This window comes from Mycobacterium sp. URHB0021 (genome assembly GCF_054057895.1).
The window spans coordinates 6144458-6170710 of sequence record NZ_JBSRZT010000002.1 but is presented as its reverse complement, the minus strand read 5'-3'; the positions used below and the strand labels follow the sequence as shown (position 1 = coordinate 6170710).

The 26253-nt window shown below is 61.6% G+C and carries 17 protein-coding genes and 1 pseudogene; 11 read left to right on the top strand and 7 right to left on the bottom strand.

Annotation, left to right across the window (positions count from 1 at the left end):
- Nucleotides 1-63: 63 nt before the first annotated feature.
- Entirely contained in the window at nucleotides 64-885 is an 822-nt protein-coding gene (locus ACVWWN_RS32775; protein WP_457147566.1) for an SDR family NAD(P)-dependent oxidoreductase, read from the bottom strand.
- Complete coding sequence (locus ACVWWN_RS32770; RefSeq protein WP_457147565.1) at nucleotides 813-1808, bottom strand: NAD(P)H-dependent flavin oxidoreductase; 996 nt, start codon at nucleotides 1806-1808, stop codon at nucleotides 813-815. The genes ACVWWN_RS32775 and ACVWWN_RS32770 overlap by 73 nt, the downstream gene beginning before the upstream one ends.
- A 637-nt stretch (nucleotides 1809-2445) precedes the next feature.
- Here ACVWWN_RS32770 and asnB point away from each other — a divergent pair.
- Nucleotides 2446-4281 carry an asparagine synthase (glutamine-hydrolyzing) gene (asnB, locus tag ACVWWN_RS32765; protein WP_457147564.1) on the top strand — a complete coding sequence of 612 codons (1836 nt, stop codon included), beginning with the start codon at nucleotides 2446-2448 and terminating at the stop codon, nucleotides 4279-4281.
- 23 nt (nucleotides 4282-4304) lie between these two features.
- Here the strand turns inward: asnB and ACVWWN_RS32760 are convergent, their stop codons facing one another.
- Nucleotides 4305-4796, bottom strand: a complete 492-nt coding sequence (locus ACVWWN_RS32760) for a VOC family protein (protein WP_457149364.1) — start codon at nucleotides 4794-4796, stop codon at nucleotides 4305-4307.
- Between the two features lie 238 nt (nucleotides 4797-5034).
- On the opposite strand from ACVWWN_RS32760, the gene ACVWWN_RS32755 reads away from it, so the two are divergent.
- Nucleotides 5035-5826: an oxidoreductase gene (locus tag ACVWWN_RS32755; RefSeq protein ID WP_457147563.1), complete on the top strand. Its 792-nt coding sequence runs from the start codon at nucleotides 5035-5037 to the stop codon at nucleotides 5824-5826.
- A 61-nt stretch (nucleotides 5827-5887) separates the two neighbouring features.
- Nucleotides 5888-7180: an amidohydrolase family protein gene (locus ACVWWN_RS32750; protein ID WP_457147562.1), complete on the top strand. Its 1293-nt coding sequence runs from the start codon at nucleotides 5888-5890 to the stop codon at nucleotides 7178-7180.
- A 173-nt stretch (nucleotides 7181-7353) separates the two neighbouring features.
- Here ACVWWN_RS32750 and ACVWWN_RS32745 read toward each other — a convergent pair whose 3' ends face one another.
- Entirely contained in the window at nucleotides 7354-7584 is a 231-nt protein-coding gene (locus ACVWWN_RS32745; protein WP_457147561.1) for a transposase, read from the bottom strand.
- A 737-nt stretch (nucleotides 7585-8321) separates the two neighbouring features.
- Here ACVWWN_RS32745 and ACVWWN_RS32740 point away from each other — a divergent pair.
- The 8 genes from ACVWWN_RS32740 (at nucleotide 8322) to ACVWWN_RS32705 (ending at nucleotide 20726) form a co-directional block, all read left to right on the top strand.
- The gene (locus tag ACVWWN_RS32740) at nucleotides 8322-8528 is read left to right on the top strand and encodes a hypothetical protein (RefSeq protein ID WP_457147560.1); all 207 of its coding nucleotides are present in this window, start codon (nucleotides 8322-8324) and stop codon (nucleotides 8526-8528) included.
- Nucleotides 8529-9814: 1286 nt separating this feature from the next.
- The gene (locus ACVWWN_RS32735) at nucleotides 9815-10567 is read left to right on the top strand and encodes a LuxR C-terminal-related transcriptional regulator (RefSeq protein ID WP_457147559.1); all 753 of its coding nucleotides are present in this window, start codon (nucleotides 9815-9817) and stop codon (nucleotides 10565-10567) included.
- Nucleotides 10568-11437: 870 nt separating this feature from the next.
- Entirely contained in the window at nucleotides 11438-15502 is a 4065-nt protein-coding gene (locus tag ACVWWN_RS32730) for a Pls/PosA family non-ribosomal peptide synthetase (protein ID WP_457147558.1), read from the top strand.
- Between the two features lie 53 nt (nucleotides 15503-15555).
- Nucleotides 15556-16332, top strand: a complete 777-nt coding sequence (locus tag ACVWWN_RS32725; protein WP_457147557.1) for a dimethylarginine dimethylaminohydrolase family protein — start codon at nucleotides 15556-15558, stop codon at nucleotides 16330-16332.
- 8 nt (nucleotides 16333-16340) lie between these two features.
- Nucleotides 16341-17114 carry a BPL-N domain-containing protein gene (locus ACVWWN_RS32720; protein ID WP_457147556.1) on the top strand — a complete coding sequence of 258 codons (774 nt, stop codon included), beginning with the start codon at nucleotides 16341-16343 and terminating at the stop codon, nucleotides 17112-17114.
- Nucleotides 17111-18412, top strand: a complete 1302-nt coding sequence (locus ACVWWN_RS32715) for a heparan-alpha-glucosaminide N-acetyltransferase domain-containing protein (protein WP_457147555.1) — start codon at nucleotides 17111-17113, stop codon at nucleotides 18410-18412. Before ACVWWN_RS32720 ends, ACVWWN_RS32715 begins: the two co-directional genes overlap by 4 nt.
- Before the next feature lies 1 nt (nucleotide 18413).
- A complete protein-coding gene (locus tag ACVWWN_RS32710) occupies nucleotides 18414-19178 on the top strand; it encodes a BPL-N domain-containing protein (RefSeq protein ID WP_457147554.1) in 765 nt (254 codons plus the stop codon).
- Nucleotides 19179-20324: 1146 nt separating this feature from the next.
- A complete protein-coding gene (locus ACVWWN_RS32705; RefSeq protein WP_457147553.1) occupies nucleotides 20325-20726 on the top strand; it encodes a hypothetical protein in 402 nt (133 codons plus the stop codon).
- A gap of 1083 nt (nucleotides 20727-21809) precedes the next feature.
- Here the strand turns inward: ACVWWN_RS32705 and ACVWWN_RS32700 are convergent.
- The 3 genes and pseudogenes from ACVWWN_RS32700 to ACVWWN_RS32690 all read right to left on the bottom strand — a co-directional run.
- The gene (locus ACVWWN_RS32700) at nucleotides 21810-22892 is read right to left on the bottom strand and encodes an IS630 family transposase (protein WP_457147552.1); all 1083 of its coding nucleotides are present in this window, start codon (nucleotides 22890-22892) and stop codon (nucleotides 21810-21812) included.
- A gap of 252 nt (nucleotides 22893-23144) precedes the next feature.
- Nucleotides 23145-24407 (bottom strand): IS256 family transposase, encoded by a 1263-nt coding sequence (locus ACVWWN_RS32695; RefSeq protein WP_457147551.1) that lies wholly within the window; start codon nucleotides 24405-24407, stop codon nucleotides 23145-23147.
- A 192-nt stretch (nucleotides 24408-24599) separates the two neighbouring features.
- Nucleotides 24600-25850: pseudogene (locus ACVWWN_RS32690) on the bottom strand (IS30 family transposase); the annotation flags it as partial.
- Nucleotides 25851-26253 lie beyond the last annotated feature (403 nt).

Genomic DNA, 26253 nt, shown 5'->3' with positions numbered 1-26253 from the left:
TCCTTTCCTTGCGCGCAGCGCTGCGCCGTGCGTGCCAGTAGTGGGTTCTCGTTGTTTCGAAAGTCAGTGGCCAGCGCTCTGGCCGCCATCAATGTGCAGTATCTCGCCCGTCACGAAGGCTGCGCACTCGAGGTACAGCGCACCGTGGACCACGTCAGCGACAGTTCCTATGCGGTTCTGGGGATGCATCTGAGCGTACACACGGTGGGCGTCGACGCCGGCGTGCATCGGAGTGTCGATCACCCCCGGCGATATCGCATTGACCCTGATCCCTTGCGCCGCATACTCAATCGCGAGCGATTTGGTAGCGGCGACGATGCCGCCCTTGGTCAGCGCCGTCAGTACCGATGGGACCGCCGTCTGGCCCTGCTCGGCGAGCGTGGTAGTCACGTTGATGATGTGTCCGCCGTCGCCCTGTGCGAGCATTTGTGAAATCGCGGACTGGGTGGCGTGGAAGAAGCCGAACGTGTTCACAGAGGTGATCGATGCGAAGTCCTCGGATGAGTAATCGGTGAACGGCTTGGCAAGGAACACGCCGGCGTTGTTGATGAGCGTGTCCACCCGGCCGAATCGCGACAAGGCCGCGTCGACGAGTCGCTCCGCTGTGCGCGGATTGGCGATATCACCTGTCACAATGACTACTTGGGGACTGCTCGATTCGCCAATGGTGCGCGAGTTGGCGATCACTCGGTACCCGAGCTTGCAGTACGCGTCCACCAGAGTTGCACCGATACCACGTGATGCACCGGTAATGATCGCGACCTTGCCGATGTGCTGGTCCTGCATTCTTGTCCTTTCGAAAGGGCCGAGTCTCAAGCCGCCAATTCGCGCACGATGTCGACGGCCAATCCCGTCTTCGCGTCCTTGAACGCGGTGCCCGCCCACAAGCTGGTGCCATGCGGGTCACCGTTTCTCACCGCGGCGGCCAGTATCGGGCCGGTAATCCTTGCCACCGCCGGAAAGCCGATGATGGCGTCTCGGTCATGCTCGTCGATGAACCGGTTCCGCAAGGATCGCGCGTACCGCCCGGTGAACACTCCGGTGATCACCGTCTGGTCGAATTGAGGGTCGCGCAGTGCCGCCCGATGTACGGGGTTGGTTCCGGCTTCGTCGGCGAGTAGTAGCGCCGTTCCCACCTGCGCTGCCACCGCGCCGATCCCGGTCAGCCGTTTCACATCGTCTGCTGTCGAAATACCCCCGGCTGCCACCACGGGGCAACCAAGTCCAGCGGTCAGCGCCGCTATCAGGTCTTCGAGCGGGGCGATCGAAGGCATTACACATTGGTCGAACGTCGCCCTGTGCCCGCCGGCGCTTGGGCCCTGAGCGACCAGCCCGTCGACCCCGTAGTCGAGCGCGATCACCGCTTCCTCGAACTGGGTCACGGTGGCGAACGTCGAAATACCCGCCTCAGCCAACCGTCGACAGTCAGCGGCGGTGGGTGAACCGAACGTGAACGAGACGACTTCTGGGCGCAGGTCACACACCACCTCGAGCTTTGCGGCCCAGTCGTCGTCGTCATGCATCGGCTCGCCGGGTGCGACGCCGTAGTGTGCCGCAGTCCCGGATATAGCCTCGGCGAACGCACCGAACTGCTCGGCGTTGCCGTGGAAACGTTGAGGCACAAACAAATTCACCGCGATCGCGCCGGACGTCAGCCCTCGGGTCACAATAATGGCCTCCGCCAACTGCGTTGCGGACAACATGCCGCCCGCAAGGAAGCCGAGTCCACCAGCGTTGGACACCGCCGCCGCGAGCTGCGGCGTCGAGGGTCCACCAGCCATGGGTGCCCCAACGATGGGAATGCTCATGTCATTCAGGGAAAATCGGGCAACCACAACATACCTCCAATGCGTGACACCGCTCTGGGAGACCGGCGAGTGACCGCATGCGTGCTCACCGCGTTTCGTCCTTGCTCTGTCGGGTAGAAGCTCTGAAGACCAGCGTGCAGGCGTGCGCCGAGCCTCGAATCCGTAGTTGCCCTAGCCGGACCCCCAGTCGCGCAAAGACAGCATGCGGCGCGCAGCTGTCCTCTAGTCAATTGTCAGACAACAGAAGTCGCGCGGTGAGCTCTGTCACAGAATCGTCCGCCGGTAAGGCGCATGCTGCATGCGCCCAAAAGTAATACGACCGGTCGAAGCGCCGGCGCTTTCCATCATGCCGCTCCTCGCCTCGATGGACGCATCCGTGACAGCACTGGTCTGTCCCGTGTCCATCCCCGGTTCCGTACTGGTGTCCCTAGTAAGCGACTGACAGCAACGAAAAGCGGGTCATCATGGACTAGGGCAGTGGTGGCGGCCGGCCCAGATATACGCTGCAACTGCCGAATGCGCTTGTAGAGCAATAGAGTCAAGAAACATCGCCACTATGCGTGCGTTGCGGCCTACAGCGTCGGTTGATACCTGAACGCGATTTCAGGGTTTGTTCTCAGATAAGGGAGACATATTTATGTGCGGCATTACAGGATGGGTCGATTTCGCTCGCGACCTGGTTCAGGAGCGCGACGTGATCGGTGCGATGACGTTGACAATGGCCTGCCGCGGTCCCGATGCCTCGGGAGTGTGGTCGGAGCGACATGCGGCACTGGGGCATCGCCGGCTGTCAGTGATCGACCTTCCTGGGGGTGCACAACCGATGTCTGTGTCAACACCTCGTGGCGATGTCGTGATGGTGTACAGCGGCGAGGTCTACAACTTCACCGAACTGCGGACCGAGTTGGAGGCGGCCGGTGAGCGCTTCGATACCTCCAGCGACACGGAGGTGGTACTGCGCGGATATCTGTGTTGGGGCGAAGCTGTGGTCGATCACCTCAACGGAATGTACGCATTCGCAATATGGGATTCGCGCAAGCGCAAGCTCGTGATGATCCGCGACCGCATGGGCGTCAAACCGTTCTACTTCTATCCCACGCCCAACGGGGTGCTGTTCGGCTCAGAACCCAAAGCGATCCTGGCCAACCCGCTGGCGAAGCGGGTGGTCGATATCGAAGGCCTGCGCGAAATGCTGCTCCCGGTCAAAACTCCGAAGCTCGCCGTGTGGAAGGGGATGCGCGAGGTCGAGCCCGGCACCATCGTCACGGTCGACGAGCACGGCGTCCGCGATCGGGAGTATTGGCGGCTGGAATCATGGCTGCACACCGACGATCAGGACACCACAGTGGAAACGGTGCGCGGTCTGCTCGACGACATTGTGCACCGGCAGCTGGTCGCGGATGTGCCCCAATGTGTGCTGTTGTCCGGCGGGCTCGACTCAAGCGCCATCACTGCCTTATCAGCGCGTGAATTGGCTGAACCGGTTCGCAGCTTCTCGGTGGACTTCGCCGGACAGGCCGACAATTTCACGCCCGATGAGTTCCGGCCGAGCCTGGACGCCCCGTACGTGCGCGACCTGGTCAACCACGTCGGCTCCGACCATACCGACATCGTCCTTGACCCCAATGATCTTGCCGACCCTGACATCCGCCGCAAGGTGATCACCGCGCGTGACCTGCCGGTGAGGGTCCTCGGGGATATGGACGCCTCGTTGTACCTGCTGTTCAAGGCCATCCGCACGCAATCCACAGTGGCGCTGTCCGGGGAATCGGCCGACGAGATCTTCGGTGGCTATCGCCAGTTCCATGACCCGCTGATCCAGCGGACCGACGCATTCTCGTGGATCGCCATGGAAGACGGCACTCTGTTCGACACCGAGGCCAACTTGTATACGCACCAGGTGCGCACGGCGGCCGACCTGAAGACCTACCTGCATGATCGTTACACAGAGGCGGTCAGTGAGGTAGCCAGGGTCGACGGCGAAGACGACTTCACCCATCGGATGCGGGTGATGAACTACCTGCACCTGACCCGCTTCGTGCGGATCCTGCTCGACCGTAAGGACCGGATGAGCATGGCGGTGGGCCTGGAGGTGCGGGTGCCGTTCTGTGATCACCGATTGGTGGAATACGTGTACAACACGCCTTGGGTGATGAAGAGTTTCGATGGACGCGAGAAGAGCCTGTTGCGCGCCGCCACGCGCGATGTATTGCCCGAATCGATAGTGCAGCGCGTGAAGAGTCCGTATCCGTCCACCGCTGACCCGAAGTATGGAGCCGAAATTCAGCGGCAGACAAAGGATCTCCTGACAACGGACAACGACGCGCTGTTCGCCCTCGTCGACCGGTCAGTGCTGGAGGATCTGACGAACCTGGACTCCGAGACAATGCCGCCGGCGGCGAGGCACCGGATGGAGCAGGCCCTCGACCTCGCCGTCTGGCTCGACATCTATCAGCCCGAAGTCGTCCTGTGAAATTCGCCAACTGCCGATTACCTTTACATTTCGCCGAGCGGGTATGAGATCAGTTCCAGGCGGGCTCCGTCTGGATCTTGGAAGTAGATCGAGACGTCCTCGTGCTGGTGCAGCTCGACGCCTGCCGCGGTCAGCTTGTCGCGCAGATGTTTCCAACACTCGGGCTCGACACTGATCGCCACATGGTGCAGCCCGCCGAGCACTTCCTGGTAGGGGCCAAGATCCAGGCCGGGGAAGTCGAAGAACGCCAGGAGATTGTTGTTCCCAATGTCGAAGAAGAAGTGAGATGACCCACGGTAATCGCGGTTCTCAGCGATCGCAGTCAGCGGAAACTCAAGTAGCTCCTGGTAGAACTGCACCGTCCGCTCGACATCGCTACTCAGCAAAGCCATGTGATGTAGACCTCGCGCTGATGTTGCTGGGCGCGAGTCGGAGCCACGCAAGTATCGCTCGCAGACGCGGCGTCGCCGCAGCTCGAACTGTTTGGATCTTTCATGTTCTGAGAGTTCTTTCACACCAACGACGTTACGCTCGAAGTGATCGGCCACCGAGACATGTCATGGCCCTAAGACACCGTGTGACTCGGGTTGATCAACTACCGCGTAACACAACTGGTGACACAAATACAGAATCACGTTGGTTGTACTGATGCGCGACAGGATGGCGTCGTGATTACTGGAACTAGCGACCTTGGGCAAACACTCGCCGACTCACACCGAATCCAACTCCGCCCAGTCCACGAAGGAGACACCAATGACGACCGCAGTTGTGGCCCCGCAGGTTCCGGTCGCCGAGTTCCACGACCTGGCCGAGAAGACCGCGGTGATCACAGGCGGTACCAAAGGAATTGGTCACTCCCTTGTGGCGCGGTTTCTCGCCGGCGGGGCAACTGTGCTGACGGCAGGAAGATCGGACCCAAGTGATCTGCCCGATGGCGTGCATTATGTCCGTGCGGATTTGTCAACTCTCGAAGGAGCGCGGGTCCTCGCGCACAGCGCTACAACGTTGCTTGACCGGATAGACATTGTGGTCAACAACGCCGGCGCATCTACGCCGCATATGGGCGGTGTCCTCGATATCGACGACGACGAATGGCTTAACGATCTCAACATCAACTTCCTCGCCGCCGTGCGCCTGAACGCTGCGCTCCTACCGGGCATGTACTCCAGAGGTACGGGCGCCATCGTCAACATCTCCTCGGTGGCTACCCTGAGCCCAGCACCCGTGATGTTGCACTATGCCGCAGCCAAGGCGGCGTTGGCGACCTATACCCGCGGTCTCGCCGCGGAGGCCGGTCCGCGTGGTGTCCGAGTCAACACGGTGACGCCGGGCGCTGTGACGTCGCCGGGCGGTGATGCTGTTCGCTTAACTCTCAACGGGGCGTCGGGCGCAACCGAACCAAACAGCGCATCGGCCGTACCGCTCAACCGGCTCGGCACAGCCGGCGATATCGCGGAAGCTGTTGCGTTCCTTGCGTCGGACCGCGCGGCCTGGATCACTGCCTCGGAACTCGTCGTCGACGGCGGTCAATTTCAGACGGTATGACGCACGATCGGGTTTACTCTTACGGCACTTCACACGACCAGCGGTCAAGGAACGGCAGCCAATGCGCTCAAGCGAATACGACACCACGTTGTTCCGAAATGTCCGGATTTTCGATGGCCGCTCGCCCAGTTTGTCACCGACCTCTGACGTTCTTGTCCGTGGCGCCACCATCGAGCGCATCGCCACTGACCCAATCGGAGTAGCCCACGGCGAACGCCGGCAACAGATCGACGGCGACGGGCGAGTGCTCATGCCGGGCCTGATCGATGCTCACTGGCATGCCATGATGGCCAGCCTGCCGCTGACAACAGCTTCGACGGCCGATACCGGTTACCTGAACCTGGTTGCGGGTCAGCAGGCGAATCGCACGCTGCATCGCGGATTCACTACTGTTCGCGACGCCGGCGGGCCGGTGTTCGGCCTCAAGCAGGCGATTGACGACGGCATCATCGAAGGGCCACGGATATTTCCCTCAGGCGCGTTCATCACGCAGACATCCGGTCACGGCGACTTCCGGATGCGCCATGAGCTTTCGCACGGCAGCTGCGGCCACCTGAGCCATATCGAGTCAATGGGTGTATCGACGATCGCCGACGGCGTCGACGCGGTTCTGCGCGCCGTACGTGAGCAGCTCATGCTGGGCGCGACGCAGATCAAAATGATGGCCGGCGGCGGCGTGGCATCGTCTTACGACCCCGTTGACGTCACCCAGTACACCGACCCCGAGCTGCGCGCGGGCGTCGCGGCGGCCGAGAACTGGGGCACCTACGTCATGGTGCACGCGTTCACCCCTCGGGCGGTGCAGCAGTCGCTTCGGGCTGGGGTGCGATGCATCGAGCACGGCTTTCTGCTCGACGACGCGACCGCCGAGATGATCGCCGAGCGCGACGCGTGGTGGTGTCTGCAACCCCTGCTCGACGACGAGGACGCCATTCCGTTCCCCTATCCGGACCAGCGGGCGAAATTCTTACAAATCACGGCCGGGACTGATCATGCCTTCGGCTTGGCCAAAAAGCACGGCGTCAAGATTGCGTGGGGGACCGACATCCTGTTCGACGGGAAACTCGCCGATCGACAGGGCGCCATGCTGGCAAAAATGTCGCGCTGGTTTCCTGCGGCCGACGTTCTGCGGCTCGCCACCTCGGAAAACGCCGCGCTGTGCGCGATGTCGGGTGCCCGTAACCCGTACAAGGGTCGGCTTGGTGTCGTCGAGGAGGGGGCACTGGCAGATCTGCTTCTCGTCGACGGTGACCCCCTGGCAGACCTGGCCCTGCTGGCCGACCCCGACCGCTCTCTGGTGGTGATCATGAAGAACGGGAACATCTTCAAGGACAACACCGGCTCACAAAGTTGAGGTTTCGAACAGCTGTACGACGGGAAATTCCCCTGCATGAGCAATGAGGTGCCATTCGGGTGATCGCGGTGGTCGCGCACTCTGCGGCCATCAGCTCGAACCGGTCTACTTCGGTTGGCTGGCGGCAAAGTACGCCGTTTCAGGAACCCGATGTCCTTCTCCTGCTCGGCGACCTACTTGCGCAGCCGCGCCAGCTCAGCGCGCTCCACCGGCGTCAACGGCACGTCGTCCCGGGCTGCGGCAGCCTCCACACGGCGGCGCTCCTCAGCAACCCACCGTCCCAGCAGACCCACGATCACGCCAAGCCCGTGAGCGACCTCAGCGATCGTGCGGCCGGAATCGATCACCCGATGGGCGGCCTCGACCTTGTACTCGGTCGTGAAAGACCGGCGGGCTCGGGACATAGTGACATCCTTCCAGCGGGACCATTCATCCCGCTATCTCGATGTCCACCATTCGGGGGGAGCCTCACGGGCACGATGGCGCTGGTCGCGAAGGTCGCTGAGGCAGCCGCCCGAATCATCTCGGTCGAAATTCTGTAGGCCGTGGAGGTACTGCAGGTGCTTCGTTTGGAGGAAGGCGGCCACTGTCCGGTACCGCCGCAATCGGTCGGGCCTTTCTGCCGGCGATAGAACCCAAACTGCCCGGGCGGCACCAATGAGAGCTGTTCTGCATAAAGTGAGGTGTGCGAGTGAAACAGTTGGCGCGCTTCGAGATGTCGACGGATGGCGCTTAAATGGTCCGTTGCGGCCACGAGGCCCATCCAGGCGACCATAGATACGGGCATCGGCGGCCAATCCTGATCATCACTCGCGAGTTCACTAGCTGATTCCGGGGGCGGTATGCGGCGGCGACCCGCTCCTGCCATTTCGAGAGTGCCGGGAAGGTCTTCCAGATAGCTTCTTCCGACTCGTCCTCCGCAGACTTATCCGTCATGCAGTTGATGGCACCTCTCCATAGCGAGATCGAGGCCGCGTCGCCTGTGCCTGCTTCCAGTTTTGGCTTGAGGGTAAGCCGCGCCATCGGCGGATGGCAGCATTCGGCCTACTTACGTCCCCGGCTGTGCGTCTCCGAGTAACGTCGTCGTCGCCGTAGTGAGCGCACAAGCCCGATAAGGTGGGGCGCCCCTGTGATGTATACGGTGACTCCGACGCAGTTGCTGTGGACCAGCTTCGGCATCATCACGCCCGAGAAGGTGATTGAGCTCGGCGGCAATCTGGAGGGGATCACTGATTGGAAGCCCGCGGACAGGCCTGTTTACGACTCCGACTTCGCGTTGCCGCTGCGGTATGGAATACCGCTCACCCCATGGCATCGTCATGGATGCCATTCACATCCCCAACCCTGAACGCCACGCGAATTGCGTGAAGTCCACGAGCGGACAAAGCGATCGCATCAACATGCGTCAATCGGAGCGACGAGGGATTGCATCGATAAGTACCTCGCGCCCGGGTATCAGCAGGAGAGCGTAGAAATAGATTTAAGCGAGCGGTCGTCAGTTCAATCCTGACAGGGGGCTCCACCGAAATTGCGACCGCCTCTTTTGCAGCCCACTCCCCGGGATCGTCACAGTCAAGGCCAAGAACCCTGTGCCGTCCCCCTCACCGGTGTTCTTTCATTCGATCGCCAGGACGTCCCAGAACCTGCGCTGTGGCCGTCCGGTCTGACACAGTTCAAAATCGTTGTGCCACAAAGTTATCGATGCCTGTCCCATTCTTTCGAGGCGGATCACGCACCTTAAGGCTGGGCCAGTAAGGCGGTCGGTCGACGTCTGCGGTCAACCCACCTGAGAAATTGTTAGACGGTCGATCTAGCAAAGTTCGCGGCATGACAATCACGATCAAACAGTTGTAACCATGCAACAATGACCCTGGGTCGGGTCGCCCGCATTCGGACCCATGCATACTCGTTAGGTTGGGCGGCTCACGCCTCCATGATTCCCGTGTCAACCACTCAGCACCGTCGCGCGACAGTCTTTAGCTGCGGATCTTCGCTGTGGGCCCCAGTACAAAGCGAAAAAACGCTCTCAGCAGGCTCTAAGGTTATCCGGAACACGGAAGCGGTGGTTCCGGACTAGTTCCCCTGGCAATCTTTGGGTACGACCCTGAACTTTACGGTTGACCGCAGAAATAGCAAATGCCTACCATGGGCACAAGCAGGAGGGGAACGATCAAGTGGGGAGTTATCAGAGGGGAAGCTAACGGGGCTATCAAGCCATTGGCCCGTGCTGGTGCGGAGCCGAAAGGCTCCACTCCGGCCGGTGATGGTCGAAAGCGCCTTTATTGGCCTGTCACCGCGCGTCGGCGGCTGTCAGGCAGTGGGCGAGCGCGAATGCGCCCTGAGACGGTCAACATCAATCGCGTGGATCATGGAGTGGAAGCAGACGTAGTGGTTCAGGTACAGCGTACGACGGGCAGCGCGCGACACCTTTCCAGTGTCGGTCGCCAACACGACGTTCATGGAGACCGCGGCGAGTCTCGTCCCGTTGCATCAGCAGTCGACATCACGAGGCGAATCGGTGGGATGGCGCCACGGGGACCACTAGGGGATCAAGCCTTCAACGGTTGGCAGCTGATACATCACGTAAATCCATCAGCTGACATTGCTGTGACGGAATGGAAGGTGGATTGCCTAGTGCCACATCCTGACCCAAAATGTCTCATTATCGACGACTGCACACTGCACCGCGAAAACCTCGCTGCAGTTTTTGTCAGGCATGGGCGTTCGAGGCCGGCGGTGGCGTGGGATGTGCCTTCGCTGTTCACTGCTTTACGTGACGCCATCCCGGACATCGTTCTCGTCAACATGGACATCCGCGATAGCGTGGCAATGCTTCGTCTGGTGAAGCAGCACTGCCTGGAATGCAAGGTGATCGTCGTCGCAGTCGACGAGGACGACGAGTCGGAGATTATCAAATGTGCTGAAGCGGGTGTTGACGGGTACCATCTGAAGACGGAAACTTTGGACGACCTGCTGGCCCTCATGTCGCGAGTCGCTAGTGGCGAATCCCTCTGTTCTCCAAGAGTTTCCGCAATTCTCTTGAAGAGGCTTTCTGCGCTCGCCGCGCAACGGAACACGAAATCAGACGAAGTACCACTGACCACCCGCGAGATCCAGATCCTCGGGATGCTGGAGACGGGATTATCGAATCGCGATATCGCCGACCAGCTGTGTATCGCGCTGCACACTGTCAAGAACCACGTACACAGCGTGCTCGGAAAGCTCGGAGTGAGTTCTCGGGCGGAGGCAGCTGCGTTGTCTCGCTCGACACACCACGCTGTGCACGAAACGAGGTCAGAGTACGAGCCACCTATTCGCATGTCTGCAAGACTGGAGAAAAGGAGTAGACCGCACGTCGGAGGTAAACGTTCGGGACGCGCTTATTAACTGAGCGCCGACGAAAGATTGAGATCCTGAAGTCGACATGTGACGGCGCCGTGACGGCTCTTCTGTTGCGGGATCAACGAGCTTTCGATTTGTTCGACGAAAAACATCGGCAGCTCCGATTTTCTTCCGTCTAGAGCAGACGCGTGCATCGAGCGGATCTAGCTAAGCTATCGGCCCATGTCCTTTGCGGGCCTTTGCCTGGGATGATACGAGCTGCAGCTGGCGGTCGAATTTAATCTGGTCGAAGCCAACTTTCCTCCGTGTTGCTCCGTGGGATGGCCATCGTCGGTCACACAAAGGCATCGCCTGCTTCCGGACTAGTTCTTTTTCGCTCGACCTAGACCTTGCCAACGCGGGATCAGAAACACATCTATGACGTGCCGCGAACCCGCATCAGCGTCTCGATTCGGGTTCGGAGCCATACCGGACAGCGCATGTCGTCCAAGTGATGTCAGAACGCACAACTTGAGGCCGAGACGTCGGAGCACGTCAGTTCACCCTACGCAGCTATCGGAGATGCGCTGAACCTGCGGTGTACTAGATCCCGACCCATCGAAAGTTAGTTCCAATGGCCCATGTACGACGCTGTTGCGGCACTCGATAGTGAGTGGGTGCTCCAACAATTAGCTCTGCGCCGTGACTGCTCGCTAGCGACCGACCTGCCCCCTAGAGCTCAACGCCGGGTTCTCCGGTGGAGCGGGACATCTGAAGGCACTGGTTATGAATTTCGGTAGGACAAAGCGCTGAGCTTCCGGGGGAATGATCGGAGATCGAAATAACTTGGGGGGCCTCGACCATATGACTCTCGACGTGTTGGACGTGGATACGTCAGCCGTGACGGTTGACCCGGAGCCACGTCGACACAATCGAATGCACCAACTGTTCGAGCATAGCTGCGCGTCGGATCCGACACGCGTAGCGATTGATCACGACGGTGGAATTCTTACCTATGGAGAGCTCGATAAACGGGCGAACCAATTGGCCCATCACCTACGCCGACGAGGTGTGAAAGCCGGTGCACGGGTTGCGGTGTTCCTGCCTCGGTCCGTGTTGACGTATGTGTCCTTGCTGGCAGTGGGGAAGTCCGGTGCGACGCTGGTGCCGCTCGATCCGGCTGCGCCACAAGATCGCGTCGCTTACATCCTCAGCGACGCCGGTGTCGACGCGGTGGTTACGTCGTCGGAATTGGCTCCGTTGACGCAGGGAGCGCCCTGCATCGTGGTCGAATCTGACACGGAGGCGGACACTATCGCTGACGCCCCCGTGACAACGCCCGATCTGGACCCGGCCACTCCCGACGACGTGGCGTACATCATGTACACCTCGGGATCGAGCGGTCGTCCGAAGGGAGTGATGGTCACACACGCCAGCATCTGCAATTTCCTGTCGGTGGTGCCCGAGGTGTACGACGTCCGGGCAGACGACCGGGTTTATCAGGGAATGACGATTTCGTTCGATTTTTCGATCGAGGAGATCTGGCCGACATGGGTTCGCGGCGCCGCACTGGTGGTGGGACCCACTGACTCCCGTCGGCTGGGCGCTGAGCTAGCCGATTTCCTCGAGCAACGGTCCGTCACTGTTCTGTATTGCGTACCAACGCTTCTGGCGACTTTACCGCGTATGTTGCCGAGGATCCGATCGGTCCTCGTCGGCGGAGAAGCGTGCCCGTCGCAGCTGGTGACCCGGTGGGCACAACCCGGACGGCGGATGCTCAACACCTATGGACCCACCGAGGCGACGGTCACCGCGACTGTGGCGGAGCTGGTGCCGGGCCGTACTGTCACCATCGGACGGCCCCTGCCGACATACTCGGTCGTGTTACTGGACGAGCAGCGTCGTCCAGTCCCGGATGGCGAGATCGGCGAAATCTGCATTGGCGGTCCTGGGGTTGCCGTCGGGTACGTGGGTAGACCGGATCTGACCGCCGACCGCTTCATCGAACATGAGCTCGCACCCCGAGGGGGCCGGCTGTACCGCACCGGTGACCTTGGTCGCGTCGATGCGAATGGTGAGATCGAGTATCACGGCCGCGCCGACGCCGAAGTGAAAATCCGGGGGCACCGCATTGATCTCGGCGAAGTCGAATCGGTGCTGATGGAAGACCCGATGGTCGCTGAGGCGGTTGTCAATGCCGTCGTCGCCGAGAACGGGGCGGCCGCGGAAGCCTTGGCGGCTTATGTGGTGTGCGCTGCGGAGATCGACCACAACGAGCTGGCGCAGCGACTCCACGGGAGAATGCGGCAGAAACTTCCGCCTTACATGGTCGCGGCGACAGTGGATGTGCTGCCGGACCTGCCGACCATGCCGAGCGGGAAGGTCGACCGTAAGAGACTTCCCGCACCCGTCGGCATCCGCTTCACGGGTACCGGACCCGTGATGGCCGCGGTGACCGAGACCGAGGAACGTGTCGTGGCCGCCTGGGCGCAGACCCTCGACGTACCACCTGAGTCGATTTCTGTGGAGGCCCACTTCTTCCGAGACCTCGGCGGTCACTCACTACTCGCAGCGCGAGCTGTATCTCGGCTACGTGAGGCCGGGTTCGTGTCAGCGGCCTTACGTGACGTATACGAGCATCCGAGTGTTCGCGCCTTGGCGACGTATCTGTCGAATGTGACACCGGCCGTTGTCTCGGGACGACCGGAACCGTTGCGGCATTCAACGCCGGTCGTGGCGGTCGCTGGGTGTGCGCAGGCGCTTGTGCTTTACCTACTGCTCTTCGTGATTACGGTGCCGGTCGCCTTCGTTTACACGGTCAACGACGGCTATGCCTCGGTGTTGGTGCTCATAGAGCTGATGGCCGCGATCCTCATCACCTATGTTGCGGTGAGGTGGGTTCTGCCGTTGATGTTCGTGAGGCCCCTCTTGGCGGGAATCCGGCCTGGCCGTTATCCGCTGTGGGGAGTGACGTATCTCCGGATCTGGTCCGCCAGCCTGTTACTTGCCATCGCGCCGCTGCCTGTGCTGAGCGGTTCACCACTCGCCCCGGGTTACTTGCGGTTGCTGGGGGCGAAGATCGGGCGTGACGTCCACCTGGGTTCGAGCTCGTTGGGCATGCCGACGATGCTGCGCATCGGTGACGGCGCTTCCGTCGGTTACGGAGCCACTCTGCGGCCGTGGCGGGTGCAGGACGGTTGGGTGCTCGTCGAGCCGATCACAGTCGGGGCCGGCGCCTTCATCGGTGCTCATGCCGTGCTTGATCCGGGCTCCACACTCGAAGCCGGTGCGGCCCTCGGCGAACAATCGATGCTTCAGGCGGGCGAAAATGTGCCATCGGGTGACCGGTGGGCGGGGTCACCGGCCGTCCCGGTACAGGCGCTTTCGGCCGCCGTAGAAAAGGTCTTACAGACCGGGGCGAGTACGACATCATGGTCTGTACGACTGCTCGTTGCGGTTCTCGTCGGTCTTACGGTCCTCGAACTCGCGGTCATTGCCATGATCGCGCCATCTGTCATCGTCGTCTGGGCGGCGCTCCTGCATTGGGGGATCCTCGCCGGATTGCTCGTCACCCTACTCGCCGGCCCAATCTTCGTCGTCACGGTGTGTTTGATCGTCGCCACTGGCAAACGGCTGATTCTTCCAGCAATGTCTGCAGGTCTGTACCCGGCCCGCTCGGGCCTCGGGGTCCGGAAGTGGATTGCGGACAAGCTGCTCGAGATCAGCCTGACCTACACGAACTCCCTGTACGCCACTCTTTACACAGTGCCATGGCTGCGCCTGCTAGGAGCGAAAATCGGTCGAGGCTCGGAGATTTCGACCGCCGCCCATCTTGACCCCGACCTGCTCCAGCTCGATGAAGAAACATTCATCGCGGACATGGCGAGTGTCGGCGCTGCCACATTCGCCCATGGGTACTTGATGGTCGGGCCGACGGTGGTTGGTCGGCGGTCATTCATCGGCAACGCCGCAGTAGTGCCTGCCGGGGCGTCGATCGGCGAAAATAGTCTGCTCGGCGTCGGTACGGTTCCGCCCACGGGTGGTGTCCCGCCCGGGACATCGTGGCTTGGGTCACCTGCGATGTACTTGCCCGCGCGGCAGGACAGCGGCAATTTCCCCGAATCGGAGACCTATCGACCGTCGAGAGAACTGATAAAGCACCGGCTTGCAATCGAATTCGTGCGAGCTACCCTGCCCGCTTCACTGCTCGGCATCAGCACCTACATGTTCCTCTGGGTGCTGTCCGAACTGGCACGCGGGCGGGATCTGCCTATTCCCGCAGTGCTGTCGCCGCTGATCGCCGCGGGGTGCGCGGCCGCAGTGATCGGCTATTGCGCTGCGGTGAAGCGCAACCTCATTGGTACCTACGTGCCCAGGGTAGAGCCACTCTGGAGCAAGTACGTTCGTCGATCAGAACTGGTAACCGGACTGTACGAGACGGCAGCCGTCCCTGTCGGATTGGGATTGCTGATGGGCACACCGATGCTTCCGCCGGTGCTGCGCTGGTTCGGCATGCGCGTCGGTCGGCGGGCATGGATTGGGACTACGTACATGACGGAATTCGACCTCGTTGACATCGGAGACGATGCCGCGATCGGCGTAGACGCATCGCTGCAGACACATCTGTTCGAGGACCGCGTGATGAAGATGTCTAACGTCACCATCGGTGCGCGCGCAAGCGTTGGCAACCGCACAATTGTGTTGTATGACAGCGTTATTCATCGTGATGTCGCGCTGGATTCATTGTCACTGCTGATGAAGGGCGAGCACCTCGCAGTCGCAACTCACTGGGGCGGAATACCTGCGCAACACCACGGCGACACGGCAGTTGCTGGGCCGGTCACCCAGCGGCGGCATCAACTCCATCGACAACGACGGGATCACCGCGGCGAGACGCACCCGCGCATCACGTCGGCCACCGGTGCCAAAACGGTAGGACACCCTATGGCCGCCCGCGCCGAGCAGTCGACACCCCTTGACGAGCGCTCTGTTTCGTGCTGACAGATGACCATGTTCAGTGAGCGGGAGGGAAATTGATAAATCAAAATTTATTGATGTCGGACACCCGTCATTACCGTATCGATTACGAGATCAATCCGTACATGTCAGTCGGTTCGCAACCGGACGCCGCGTGGGCGGCCACCGAACATGAATCGATCGTCACCGCTCACCGTCGAGCCGGCCGTACCGTCGAGTACCTTTCCTCGGCGCCGGAGTGCCCCGACATGGTGTACACCGCTAACACGGCGGTGGTGATCGGCGACCGCGCTGTGCTTGGTCAGCCGCCAGGTCCGCGCCGCCCGGAGATCCCTTACGCCAAGGCGTGGCTGGAAAAGCGTGGTTACGACGTCATCGAAGCCCCGTACCCTTTCAGCGGGCAAGGAGACGCACTGCCCTGCGGCCCGATGCTCCTCGCCGGTTCCGGGCAACGCACGGATCTTCGAATGCACGCCATGCTCGAGGACCATCTCGGCGTGCAAGTCGTTCCGCTGTGTACCTCTGGCCCCCTGTGGTACGACCTTGATCTTGCGGTCGCGGTGATCGATGCGCCCGACACCATCGCTTACTGCCCGGAGGCGCTCGACGAGGCCAGTGTGAACACTCTGCACGGGCTCGGCCTTGACCTCATCAAGGTGACCGTCGAGGAAGCCGCCAATTTCGCGTTGAACCTGATCAGCGACGGCACTACCGTGACGATGACCACTGGCGCGCCGATGCTCGCCGCCGATCTGCGCGACCGAGGGCTGCACGTCGTGGAACTCGACACCACCGAACTGCGGAAGGGCGGGGGCGGAGTGCGATGCACTGCGCTTACCCTCGGTACGAAGTAGGCCGCCAGATGACAGCGCTCGATCAGCTCATCGCCAGGCGAGGCCGTCTGAAGGTGCCATGGGACCGCCATACAAGTGCCCCTGCACGCCGTTCTCCGAGCCGGCTCGCACTGGTCTACCGAGGCCCCGCATCTCTACCGGGATGCCCCGAGGCTGTTGCTGAACTGCTGTCCGCGAGCGCGCTCGGCTTGCGGGTCGACTTCGTCGGCCCCGACGAAGCCCGGCGGCTTTCTGCCGCATCGCTTGCCGGCGCGATTGTGTACGCGCAACCCGGTGGCGCCGACCTCGATGATGCGTACCGCCACATGCGTCCACACCGCAAGACCATTCGGCAATTCGTCTCAAACGGAGGACGCTATCTCGGATTCTGCCTGGGCGGTTATCTCGCAGGATCCTCTCCAGGTTTCGATCTGCTTCCGGGCGACAGCGAGCAGTACATCGGTTCGACGCTCTCGACCGTTCACACAGATCAGGACACGGTGGTAGAAGTGAGCTGGCGAGGACGTCGACGGCGGCTGTACTTCCAGGACGGCCCGCTATTTCGATTCGATGCCGGTGCCGAGGTCGGAGTGCTGGCAACGTATCCCAATCACACCGTGGCGGCGGCGGTGACGCGCTTCGGTCGCGGCCGTGTCGGTGTGGTCGGCCCTCACCCTGAGGCAGAGGCTGATTGGTTCACTGATTCTCATCTTCTTGATCCGGCTTGTTACCAGCCGGACCCGGCGGTTGCCCGAGGACGCGACCTCGGTCTCGATCTCCTCGATGAGGTGATGCGACCGTGACGGCCACAGTCATCGCTCCGCCGCCCACCACGGCTCCGGCCATAGCGAAATCGCTCAGCTCCCCCGTTGCCCGCAAAAGGACCGTCCGGCTCGAGGGAGTTGACGCCGCGCGTGGACTTGCGTTGATCGGGATGATGGTTATTCACGTCCTACCCGACGCGAATCCGGCGACCGGCGGTCCGGCATGGACGTACGTCATCTCGGCAGGGAATGCGTCGGCGTTGTTCGCACTGCTCGCCGGTGTCTCCATTGCGTTCACTACCGGCCGTGCACGGGTCGGTCGAGATCGGGCGATGGCGACGGTGGCGTCGCTCACCTCACGGGCCATCGTCATCGCCGTCATCGGCTTCGCGCTTGGCTACACCGACGCGGAATTGGCCACGGTGATTCTGCCCTATTACGCCGTGATGTTCCTGTTCGCCATCCCTTTGGTTTTCCTCCCCACGTGTGGGATTGCGCTGGCCGGGGCGGCGGTTGTCGCCGGAGCTCCGCCATTGACGTTCCTGTTGCTGCCGCACCTACCACCCCCAACGGAATCGACGTTTAACGCCGGCTTCGGGGATGCCGTATCGAGACCGCTGGGCCTGCTGTCGCAATTGGTTGTGACCGGAGAGTTTCCGGCGCTTACATGGGTGGCGTACGTGTGCGCGGGTCTGGTCATCGGTCGGCTTACGCTGTCGTCCGCCCGCACCGCGTCCCGAATGCTCGTCGCCGGTTCCTTCGCGGCGGCTTTCGCGCAAGTGGCTTCCAGCGTATTGCTTTATCAGTATGGCGGTCTGCAACACATCTGGGGCGCCGCGGACACGGGCGCCGCCAGCCAAACGATGGATGTTCTGCACTTCGGGGGCGACGGGGTCCTGCCCGGAACAACGTGGTGGTGGCTGGCGCTAGTCGAACCCCACAGCGGAACACCGCTCGATCTACTGGCAACGATCGGTATCGCAACAATGGTTCTCGCTGCGATGTTGCTGACCGACCATGTGAGGCAGCCGATCGCCGACCGTGTGATCGGGCTGGCCAAAATGCCGCTTGCTGCCGCCGGAAAGATGACCCTCACCTTCTACACCTTGCACGTCATGTTCATCAACTCCATTCACGACACGTACATTCCTACAACGAGTTTCATTCTGCAGGTGGTGGCGGCGTTGGTGCTCGGCGTGGCATGGCAGGCCAGTGCCGGTCGTGGCCCTCTGGAGGCGCTAACGGCGGCGGCGACCCGTCGCGCACGTCGGATGGCCACTCACATGGGCGCAGCATCATCGCCTCGGCGCCCTGCCACCGAAACGGGAGAGGCTTAATATGATCACCCGACGCAAGTTCCTCACGGGCGCTTCGGCCGTCACTGCTCTGGTAGTGGGCGCCAGTGTTGGAACCTTCGCAGGAAATCTCTCTGCGTCACCTGCACGTGCTGCGGTGTATCGAGGGCGTGGCGCCGGCTCGTGTGACGGCTGTAGCGAAGCAGTCGCCCGCCTACTGGGCAGTAGTCCCACGGCATTCGACGTAGAATTCATCGGACCGGGTGAAAGCCGACAGGTGACCCCCGAAACACTCAGTGAGATGCTGATTTACGCGCAGCCTGGCGGCGGCGACGTGGCAGCGGCCTGGCCTCACATACGTGCCGATGCCGACCATATCCGGAGCTACGTGGACAACGGCGGGAATTACATCGGGATTTGTCTCGGTGCCTACCTGGCCGGCTCTAACCCCGGGTTCAACCTTTTCCCCGGCGAGGTGTATCGCTACATCGACTCACCGGACGCCGAGGTGAGCTCTGCTGACTACACCACAGTCGAAACCGATTGGGGTGGGCAGCGTCAGGAGATGTACTTCCAGGACGGAGCCGCTTTCGCGTTGGCTTCGAAGGCACCGGCAACGGTACTGGCAACGTATCCAGGCGGCGAACCTGCCGCCGTCATCGCATCTTTCGGTCGCGGTCGGGTTGGTCTCATCGGCCCGCACCCTGAGGCGGACCGTGGATGGTTCGACTCGTCGGTGCCCGATCCGAGCGCTGCGATACACCCCGAACTGGGCCATCGACTGATCGAGCAGACCATCTACCTGTGATGATGCCCTCTCGGGCGAGGCAATCGCCGCGCACGGTAACGATTCGAACGCCACCGCGGTAAGAGTGACTGCCGGGCATCGGCCCAACGTGTTGGAAGGTCCCCCAACGGATCTCGTAGATCCGTGGGCTTAAATCACTCCGCCCCACCGCGCGATGACTACTCGGAGCCGTATATCGGCGCGTTCCCAGAGGGTGGTGAAAGCGTGTCCAGCAAAGTTTTCGCGTCAGATTTCCCTTGTTCCCTGGTGTCATCTGTCTCCGTGTAGCTGCCTTGAGCAATGTGTGTCGCCTTGGTCCGGAAGGGCTCGATCATCCACTGCTCTGTGCATGCGCAAGCCATTGACTCACAAGATATTTCCGGCGGCAATGAAATTTCCATCGAGCCTCCATGGGTACATGAATCAATTCACGTATCCATCGTGACGACGACTTGTCCCAACGCGTGGCGAATCGTCTTGACGATGTTTCAGCAAAGAGATAATCTGACACCATAGATTTGAGCCGTGCGGCCCAGCATCAGCCGGACCGCTCAAATCAGGGGGAGCCACGACTTTCGTAGACGCCCACTGATCTGGGGAGGCGATGGTGGTTAGTCAGGCGTATGGTTCGGCATTCGGCCGGTCGCTGACACCGCCGGCGACACAGCCATCTGACGGGCGTGGCGGCTTCGATATCATCCTGATGGCGGGAGGCCTTGCCCTCACAGCGTCGCTCGTAGTTTCCGCCCTCGATGGGACGCAGCCGACCTTCTTCACAGAGCGTCCAATGATCGGGCCGTACCAGGACAATGTCGGCTCAGGTGAGTCTGTGCTGGGTTCGGACGATGAACAAGAGGATGAACAAGAAGTATTGGCTTCCTCACAGCTGGCTGAGGATGTGCTGAAAGTGCTGTCCGAACAGCACAGTCCTTTTATGTCGGAGTTCGTTGACTTCGTGAAGAACGGATTTTCTGCACCTGCCGCGACGGGAAGCGCCTCTACGACAGGTGTGTCGCGAAGCACCGGAATGCTGAGCGTAATGTTCACGCCTTCCCAAACCATGGGTCCCGTATTCGCATACAGCAGGGGGGGCGGCGGTGGTGCGTCGTCCGTCGGAGTTCCGCCGCCGCTGACCGTCGAGTGGCCGTCATGGCTACCCTTGCCGCCGTGGCTGATATTGACGCCGCCGCCGGAGCCAGCACCAATGCCGCTGGCGCCGGCGCCACCGTCGTGGCTGACCTTGCCGCCGCCACCGTCATTCGCAGCATCACCTCTGGCGCCGCCGTCGCGGCCCGAATTGGCGCCGCCTTCGTGGCTGAAATTGGCGCCGCCGTCGTGGCAGACATTCGCGCCGCCGCCTCCGCCCCCTCCGCCAACGTATTCGGTCAAGGCGATGCCGGTAGAGGTAAAGCCGTCGATGTCAGCGGCGGTGCCGCCCAAACCGCCGTCACCGTCGGCGGTGCGGGCGTCGGTAGACGTCCCACCGCCACCTCCGTCGCCAAAACCGAAGATCAACACTCCAGAGTCCAAGCCAACAAACACAAACTACCCGACGAGGAGCTCGGGTAGCACGGACTCCGGCAAGAGGTTCAAGGTGGGAAAGACCGAAACCGACGTTGAAAATAAGGCGTCTCAACCCAGAGGCGGCGTAAAGGCGGCGAACACCGGGAGCAATCGGCCTGACGGCGCGACCAGTACCCGCGGATCGGACAGGCACTCGAATAATCAGCGCAAAGGACGACACGGGGACGACGACGAATAGCTAACCGTAGTCGGGCGATCCCTGCAACGTCGCACCCCCGCGCCATACTTGGCCCCATAGAACGGCGAATGGCCGATCTGGTCGACATCTCGCCGCGGTGGACATCCTCGACGCTCGCGATCGGGCGAAGCCATTGAACGCGCGACGCCACCTGCAACTCTGCCGGCAGGCCGGCACTGGCGGCCAGCTCCTTGAGCGTATCGATTTTGACGATGACTCCGGACTTCCAGCCACTTATTCGAATGCGTTGTCCCGATGCAAACCCGCGAAATATGGCGGAGGCTCACTGCGGGTCGTGGGCATCTCGTGAATCGTGCGGAGAAGGTTCGACGCCACTCAGCTGCCCTAAGGTCTGGTTCAGCGCCTGCTGCCATAGGAGCCGCGTCGTTCTGCCTCAATAGGCGGGAAGCGGTGAGCACCGGGAGGCGCTGTTTGCTCAACACCTCAGTTGCGGCCGGCGACCACCTTGAAACAGGCTGCCAGACGCACCAAATCGAGCCCGTTCCCGGGTCGAGTGATACCCAAGGCGTTTGAAGTGAACCATTATCAACGGTCGGATGCTCTGCTGGCGCCCACGGGGTGTGATAAGTGCTGCCGCGCAAGACCCAGTTCGCTCGCCGTCAGTCTGTGGTGTGGGCCCACGCCCGGATCCAACCAGCCTCAAGGAGCGCGTCGAGAAGATATGTCTTGCTAATAAAACCTTTTGCGACATACAGGGCTTCGATCGCGCCCAGCGTCAGCGCTGAACCGACGCCAATGCGGCGAGCTTGGCGGATACTCGCTGGGTCAGCGATGGTGGCTAGCTGCGCCGCTCCAATGCATACCATTAAGCCTGCGACGGTGTAGACAAGCCAGCGATCGGCTTTGGGACCTAGTGGTGTGTCCTGCTTTTAGCTGACTTTTTCGAGTGTGATCCGGCCGCGTGCGACTTTGGCCAGGATGGACTCGGCGGTGGCGGTCCACACGTAGGGTTTGGGGTCGTTGTTGTGGGCGTCGATGTATTCCTGGATGGAGGCGACGAGGTCCGGCACTGAGTGGAAGACCCCGCGCCGCAACGCTTTGTCGGTCAGTTCCCGGAACCAGCGTTCGACGAGGTTGAGCCAGGACGACGATGTCGGGGTGAAGTGGAGGTGGAACCGGGGGTGTTTATCCAGCCACTGGCGGACATCGTCGTGGGTGTGGGTGGCGTAGTTGTCCAGGATCAGGTGGATCTGCAGGTCCTTGGGGACCTGCCGGTCGATGCTCTTGAGGAATTTCAACCATTCCTGATGCCGGTGCCGGGGCATGCACTGGCTGATGATCATGCCGGTCAGCACGTTCAGAGCGGCGAACAGGGTGGTGGTGCGGTGGCGCTTGTAGTCGTGGGTCATCGTCTCGCCCCGCCCCTTGACCATCGGCAGCGATGCCTGGGTGCGGTCGAGCGCCTGCACCGAGGACTTCTCATCGGCGCACAAGACGATGGCCTTCTCGGGGGGATTCAGATAGAGCCCCACGACATCGACCAGCTTCTCCTCGAAGTTCGGATCGTTGGACAGCTTGAACGTCTCGACCCGGTGCGGTTTGAGGCCCCGGGCCGACCACACCTGCTGCACAGTCGATTTCGACACCCCGGTAGCCGCGGCCATGGTCCGGCAGCTCCAATGGGTTTCGCCCTCGGGACGGTAGTTCAGTGTCAGATCCACGATCTCATCGATCTTGTCCTGGGGGATCGTCTTCTTGCGACCCCGGCCCTCGCGGACTTGGGCGGACTTGACCAGCCCCTCCTCGGCGAACCGGGCGCGCCAGCTGCTGACCGACCCCGGCGACACCGACAACGATTCCGCGATCGCCGTGTTCGCCCGACCGTCGGCCGCCATCAACAACGCCCGCGCGCGGACCACCTCGCGATGCGGCGCGGACTGCGACCGCGCCACCGACTCGAGAACCTCACGCTGCCCTGTAGACACCGACAGAGCCGGAACGGGTTGCCTCATGGCGTGAAGCCTACCAAGGAATCATCAATTAATTACAGGACACACCACTAGCACCGCCTTGAAGCTGCCAATATGCACAATCGGCCAAAGACCACCGACCGTATTGAAAGCCCCCTGCAGCCGCGCTATCACCAATGCCCTGCGGACCTTCATCACCGCCATAGTATGCGTCGCTGCAAACGCCGCGGCATACGTCGGTCACGAGCAGAGTTGGGGCTGTCAGATAAACGGTGGATCTGATCTTGGCATTGGTTAGTTGCCAGTCGGAGTGATCCGGCCGTTGAAGGTGATCGCGAACGCATTTAGTGCGGGCTTCCACCTCATTGCCCATCGTGCCTTACCGCGGCCGGTGGGGTCTAGGGATCGGGTCACCAGGTAGAGACACTTCATCGCGGCCTGTTCGGTCGGGAAGTGCCCGCGGGCCCGAATCGCCCGCCGATAGCGAGCATTCAGTGATTCGATCGCATTGGTGCTGCAGATGACACGGCGGATCTCGACGTCGTAGTCCAGGAACGGCACGAACTCGCTCCAGGCGTTCTCCCATAGTTGGGTGATCGCCGGATACTGAGCACCCCATTTCTCGGTGAACTCGGTGAAGCGTTCCTTGGCCGCCGCCTCAGTAGCTGCGGTGTACACCGGGCGGATGTCCCTGGCGATGTGGTCCCAATACTTGCGCGACGCATAACGAAACGTATTGCGCAGCAGATGAATCACGCACGTCTGGACCACCGCCCGCGACCACACCGTATTGATCGCGTCGGGCAGCCCTTTGAGGCCGTCACAGACCACGATGCACACATCGACAGTGCCGCGGTTCTTGATCTCAGTGAGCACTGAGAGCCAGAACTTCGCACCCTCGCCACCGTCGCCGGCCCACAGCCCGAGGATGTCGCGCTCCCCGGCGCAGGTCACCCCGATCGCGACGTAGATGGGCCGGTTGGTGACCTGGCCATCGCGGACCTTGACGAAGATTGCGTCGATGAACACCACCGGATACACCGATTCCAACGGCCGGTTGCACCATTCGGCCAACTCCTCAATCACCTTGTCGGTAATCCGGGAGATGGTGTCCTTGGAGACGGTGGCCCCATAGACGTCATCAAAGTGCGCCGCGATCTCCCCGGTGGTCAGACCCTTGGCCGTCAGCGACAACACGATCTCATCGATGCCGGTCAACCTGCGTTGCCGCTTCTTGACGATCACCGGATCGAAGGTGCTGTTGGTGTCCCGCGGCACGTCGAGCTCAACCTGGCCGATCTCGGTGAACACCGTCTTCGATCGAGTGCCATTGCGGGAGTTTCCGCTGCCGCGCCCCGCGGAGTCATGCTTGTCGTAGCCGAGGTGCTCGGTCATCTCGGCACCTAGCGCGGTCTCGAGGACATTCTTGGTCAGTTGATTGAGCAGGCCGTTCGGACCTACCAGTTCCACACCTTGTTCTTTGGCCTGCGCGAGCAACTGCTCGGCGAGCTGCTTGTGATCCACATCGATCGCCACGGATTTCAGTGTTTCGGACATCATCAGTCCTTCCCGCCAAGCTCACGCCCGGCGTGTCAGACCAAGACCAGATCAACCGCTATTCAGACAGTCCCGCAGAGTTTCAGTGTGCTGGACGGTGAGTGGGTCTGCCTAAATTGCCCTCTCCTTGTGGTGCATGTCGGCGGCGGCTGAAAATTGACCCTTTGGCGGCAGGGTGGGTTCTAGGGGCGGTCGCAACAGTTGATGGTCTGGTGAGGTTAGCAGCGCGGTGAAAAGTTCAGTGGGAGTGCGGTCTCCGAGGACGCGGCGGGGCCTGTTGTTGATCTCGTATTCGACAGCCCGTAGGTGGTCGGGTGTGTAGGTGTTCAGGCTGGTGCCTTTTGGGAAGTACTGTCGCAGCAGACCGTTAGCGTTCTCGTTGCTGCCACGCTGCCAGGGTGAGCGGGAGTCGCAGAAGTAGACCGCTACGCCTAGGTCTGCGGTGATGTCGGTGTGCCTTGCCATTTCGATGCCCTGATCCCAGGTGATCGATCGGATCAATGTGGTGGGCAACCCGCTCATGGTCGTGGAAATCGCGATGCGCAAGGTATCGGCGTCGCGAGTGGGAAGGTGCATCAGCCGGATCATGCGGGTCTGCCGCTCGACGAGGGTGCCGATCACCGAGCGTTGATTCTTGCCGACGATGAGGTCACCCTCCCAGTGGCCTGGCTGGCCGCGGTCGGCCGGATCGAATGGCCGCTGATGGATCGACAACATCGGATGGGCGAACCGCGGACGACGCCGGCCAGGCCGCTGGTGAGCGCGGCGATGACTTCGGCCCGTGCGCAACGGGCCGCGGTGTGGTGACCTGACCTGCGGCGAGCGAATCAAGCGTGATTGGGGCTGGTAGACCGCTTGATAGATACTTTCGTGGCACAACCACATCGACTGATCCTCGGCGTACTTGCGCCGCAGATGCCGAGCGATCTGTTGCGGGCTCCAACGTTGGGCGAGCAGCTCGGCGATCAGTTCGCATAGGACGGGGTTGTTGTCGATCCGCCGCCGATGACGACGCGCTCTGCGTTGGACTGCCCAGCCGTGAGCTTCAAACGGCCGGTAGGTGCCGTCGCGGCGGCTGTTGCGGCGCAACTCCCTCGATATGGTCGATGGTGCCCGGCCAAGCTCGGCGGCGATCCCCCGGATACTGAGCCCCGAGCGGCGTAGGTCGGCTATGTCGATCCGCTCTTGTTCGGACAAATACCGATCGCTGATTTGGCGCACAGTCAAACGATCAAGCGCGGGCACGAATCCGACGGCTTCGCCACGCCGATAGGTTTTGTAACCTCGCGCCCAGTTGTTTGCTGAGGTACGGGACACCTCGACTTCGCGCCCCGCCGCCGAGATAGACCAGCCCCGGGCACGTAGCTCCATAAACCGCTGACGCTTGGCCGATTGGGGCCGGCGGCCCGGGCCTTTCTTCACGCGACGCGACGATGACAACACAACCTCCAGAATCTAGAGAAGTGTTGCGACCGCCCCTAGAAACCACCTTGCCGCGCCGGGGTCAGATTTCACGTGCCGCCGACAGTGCAGAGTCTCCCGCATCCAAAGCCGCCGGCGTGAAATGCAGTCGCAGCGACCCCACCTTGGCGATTCGCCACCCACCATGGCGTCCCATCCGCGAAGGAATCCTCATTTAGAGGAAGCCTCCGAACGTAACCGCTGCCATTTGGGCAACTTCAGCTGTCCTTGATCGCGATGTCCACTTGAGTCGGCGTAGCACCGTCGGCCGCCGATGTTGTACGCGTAGCGATCAGGTCGCTAGTTATAAGTCGAATGGAGCCTTGCTAACCGAGCGGCGTCGTCGTCGGTTCCACGGCGCTCTCTCGGGCGATGGCCTTGACCC

Excerpts from the sequence above, each read along its gene's own strand:
- ACVWWN_RS32770 (WP_457147565.1), bottom strand. The coding sequence starts at position 1,808 with ATGAGCATTCCCATCGTTGGGGCACCCATGGCTGGTGGACCCTCGACG.
- asnB (WP_457147564.1), top strand. The coding sequence starts at position 2,446 with ATGTGCGGCATTACAGGATGGGTCGATTTCGCTCGCGACCTGGTTCAG.
- ACVWWN_RS32755 (WP_457147563.1), top strand. The coding sequence starts at position 5,035 with ATGACGACCGCAGTTGTGGCCCCGCAGGTTCCGGTCGCCGAGTTCCAC.
- ACVWWN_RS32750 (WP_457147562.1), top strand. The coding sequence starts at position 5,888 with ATGCGCTCAAGCGAATACGACACCACGTTGTTCCGAAATGTCCGGATT.
- ACVWWN_RS32745 (WP_457147561.1), bottom strand. The coding sequence starts at position 7,584 with ATGTCCCGAGCCCGCCGGTCTTTCACGACCGAGTACAAGGTCGAGGCC.
- ACVWWN_RS32730 (WP_457147558.1), top strand. The coding sequence starts at position 11,438 with ATGCACCAACTGTTCGAGCATAGCTGCGCGTCGGATCCGACACGCGTA.
- ACVWWN_RS32725 (WP_457147557.1), top strand. The coding sequence starts at position 15,556 with ATGTCGGACACCCGTCATTACCGTATCGATTACGAGATCAATCCGTAC.
- ACVWWN_RS32720 (WP_457147556.1), top strand. The coding sequence starts at position 16,341 with ATGACAGCGCTCGATCAGCTCATCGCCAGGCGAGGCCGTCTGAAGGTG.
- ACVWWN_RS32710 (WP_457147554.1), top strand. The coding sequence starts at position 18,414 with ATGATCACCCGACGCAAGTTCCTCACGGGCGCTTCGGCCGTCACTGCT.
- ACVWWN_RS32700 (WP_457147552.1), bottom strand. The coding sequence starts at position 22,892 with ATGAGGCAACCCGTTCCGGCTCTGTCGGTGTCTACAGGGCAGCGTGAG.
- ACVWWN_RS32695 (WP_457147551.1), bottom strand. The coding sequence starts at position 24,407 with ATGTCCGAAACACTGAAATCCGTGGCGATCGATGTGGATCACAAGCAG.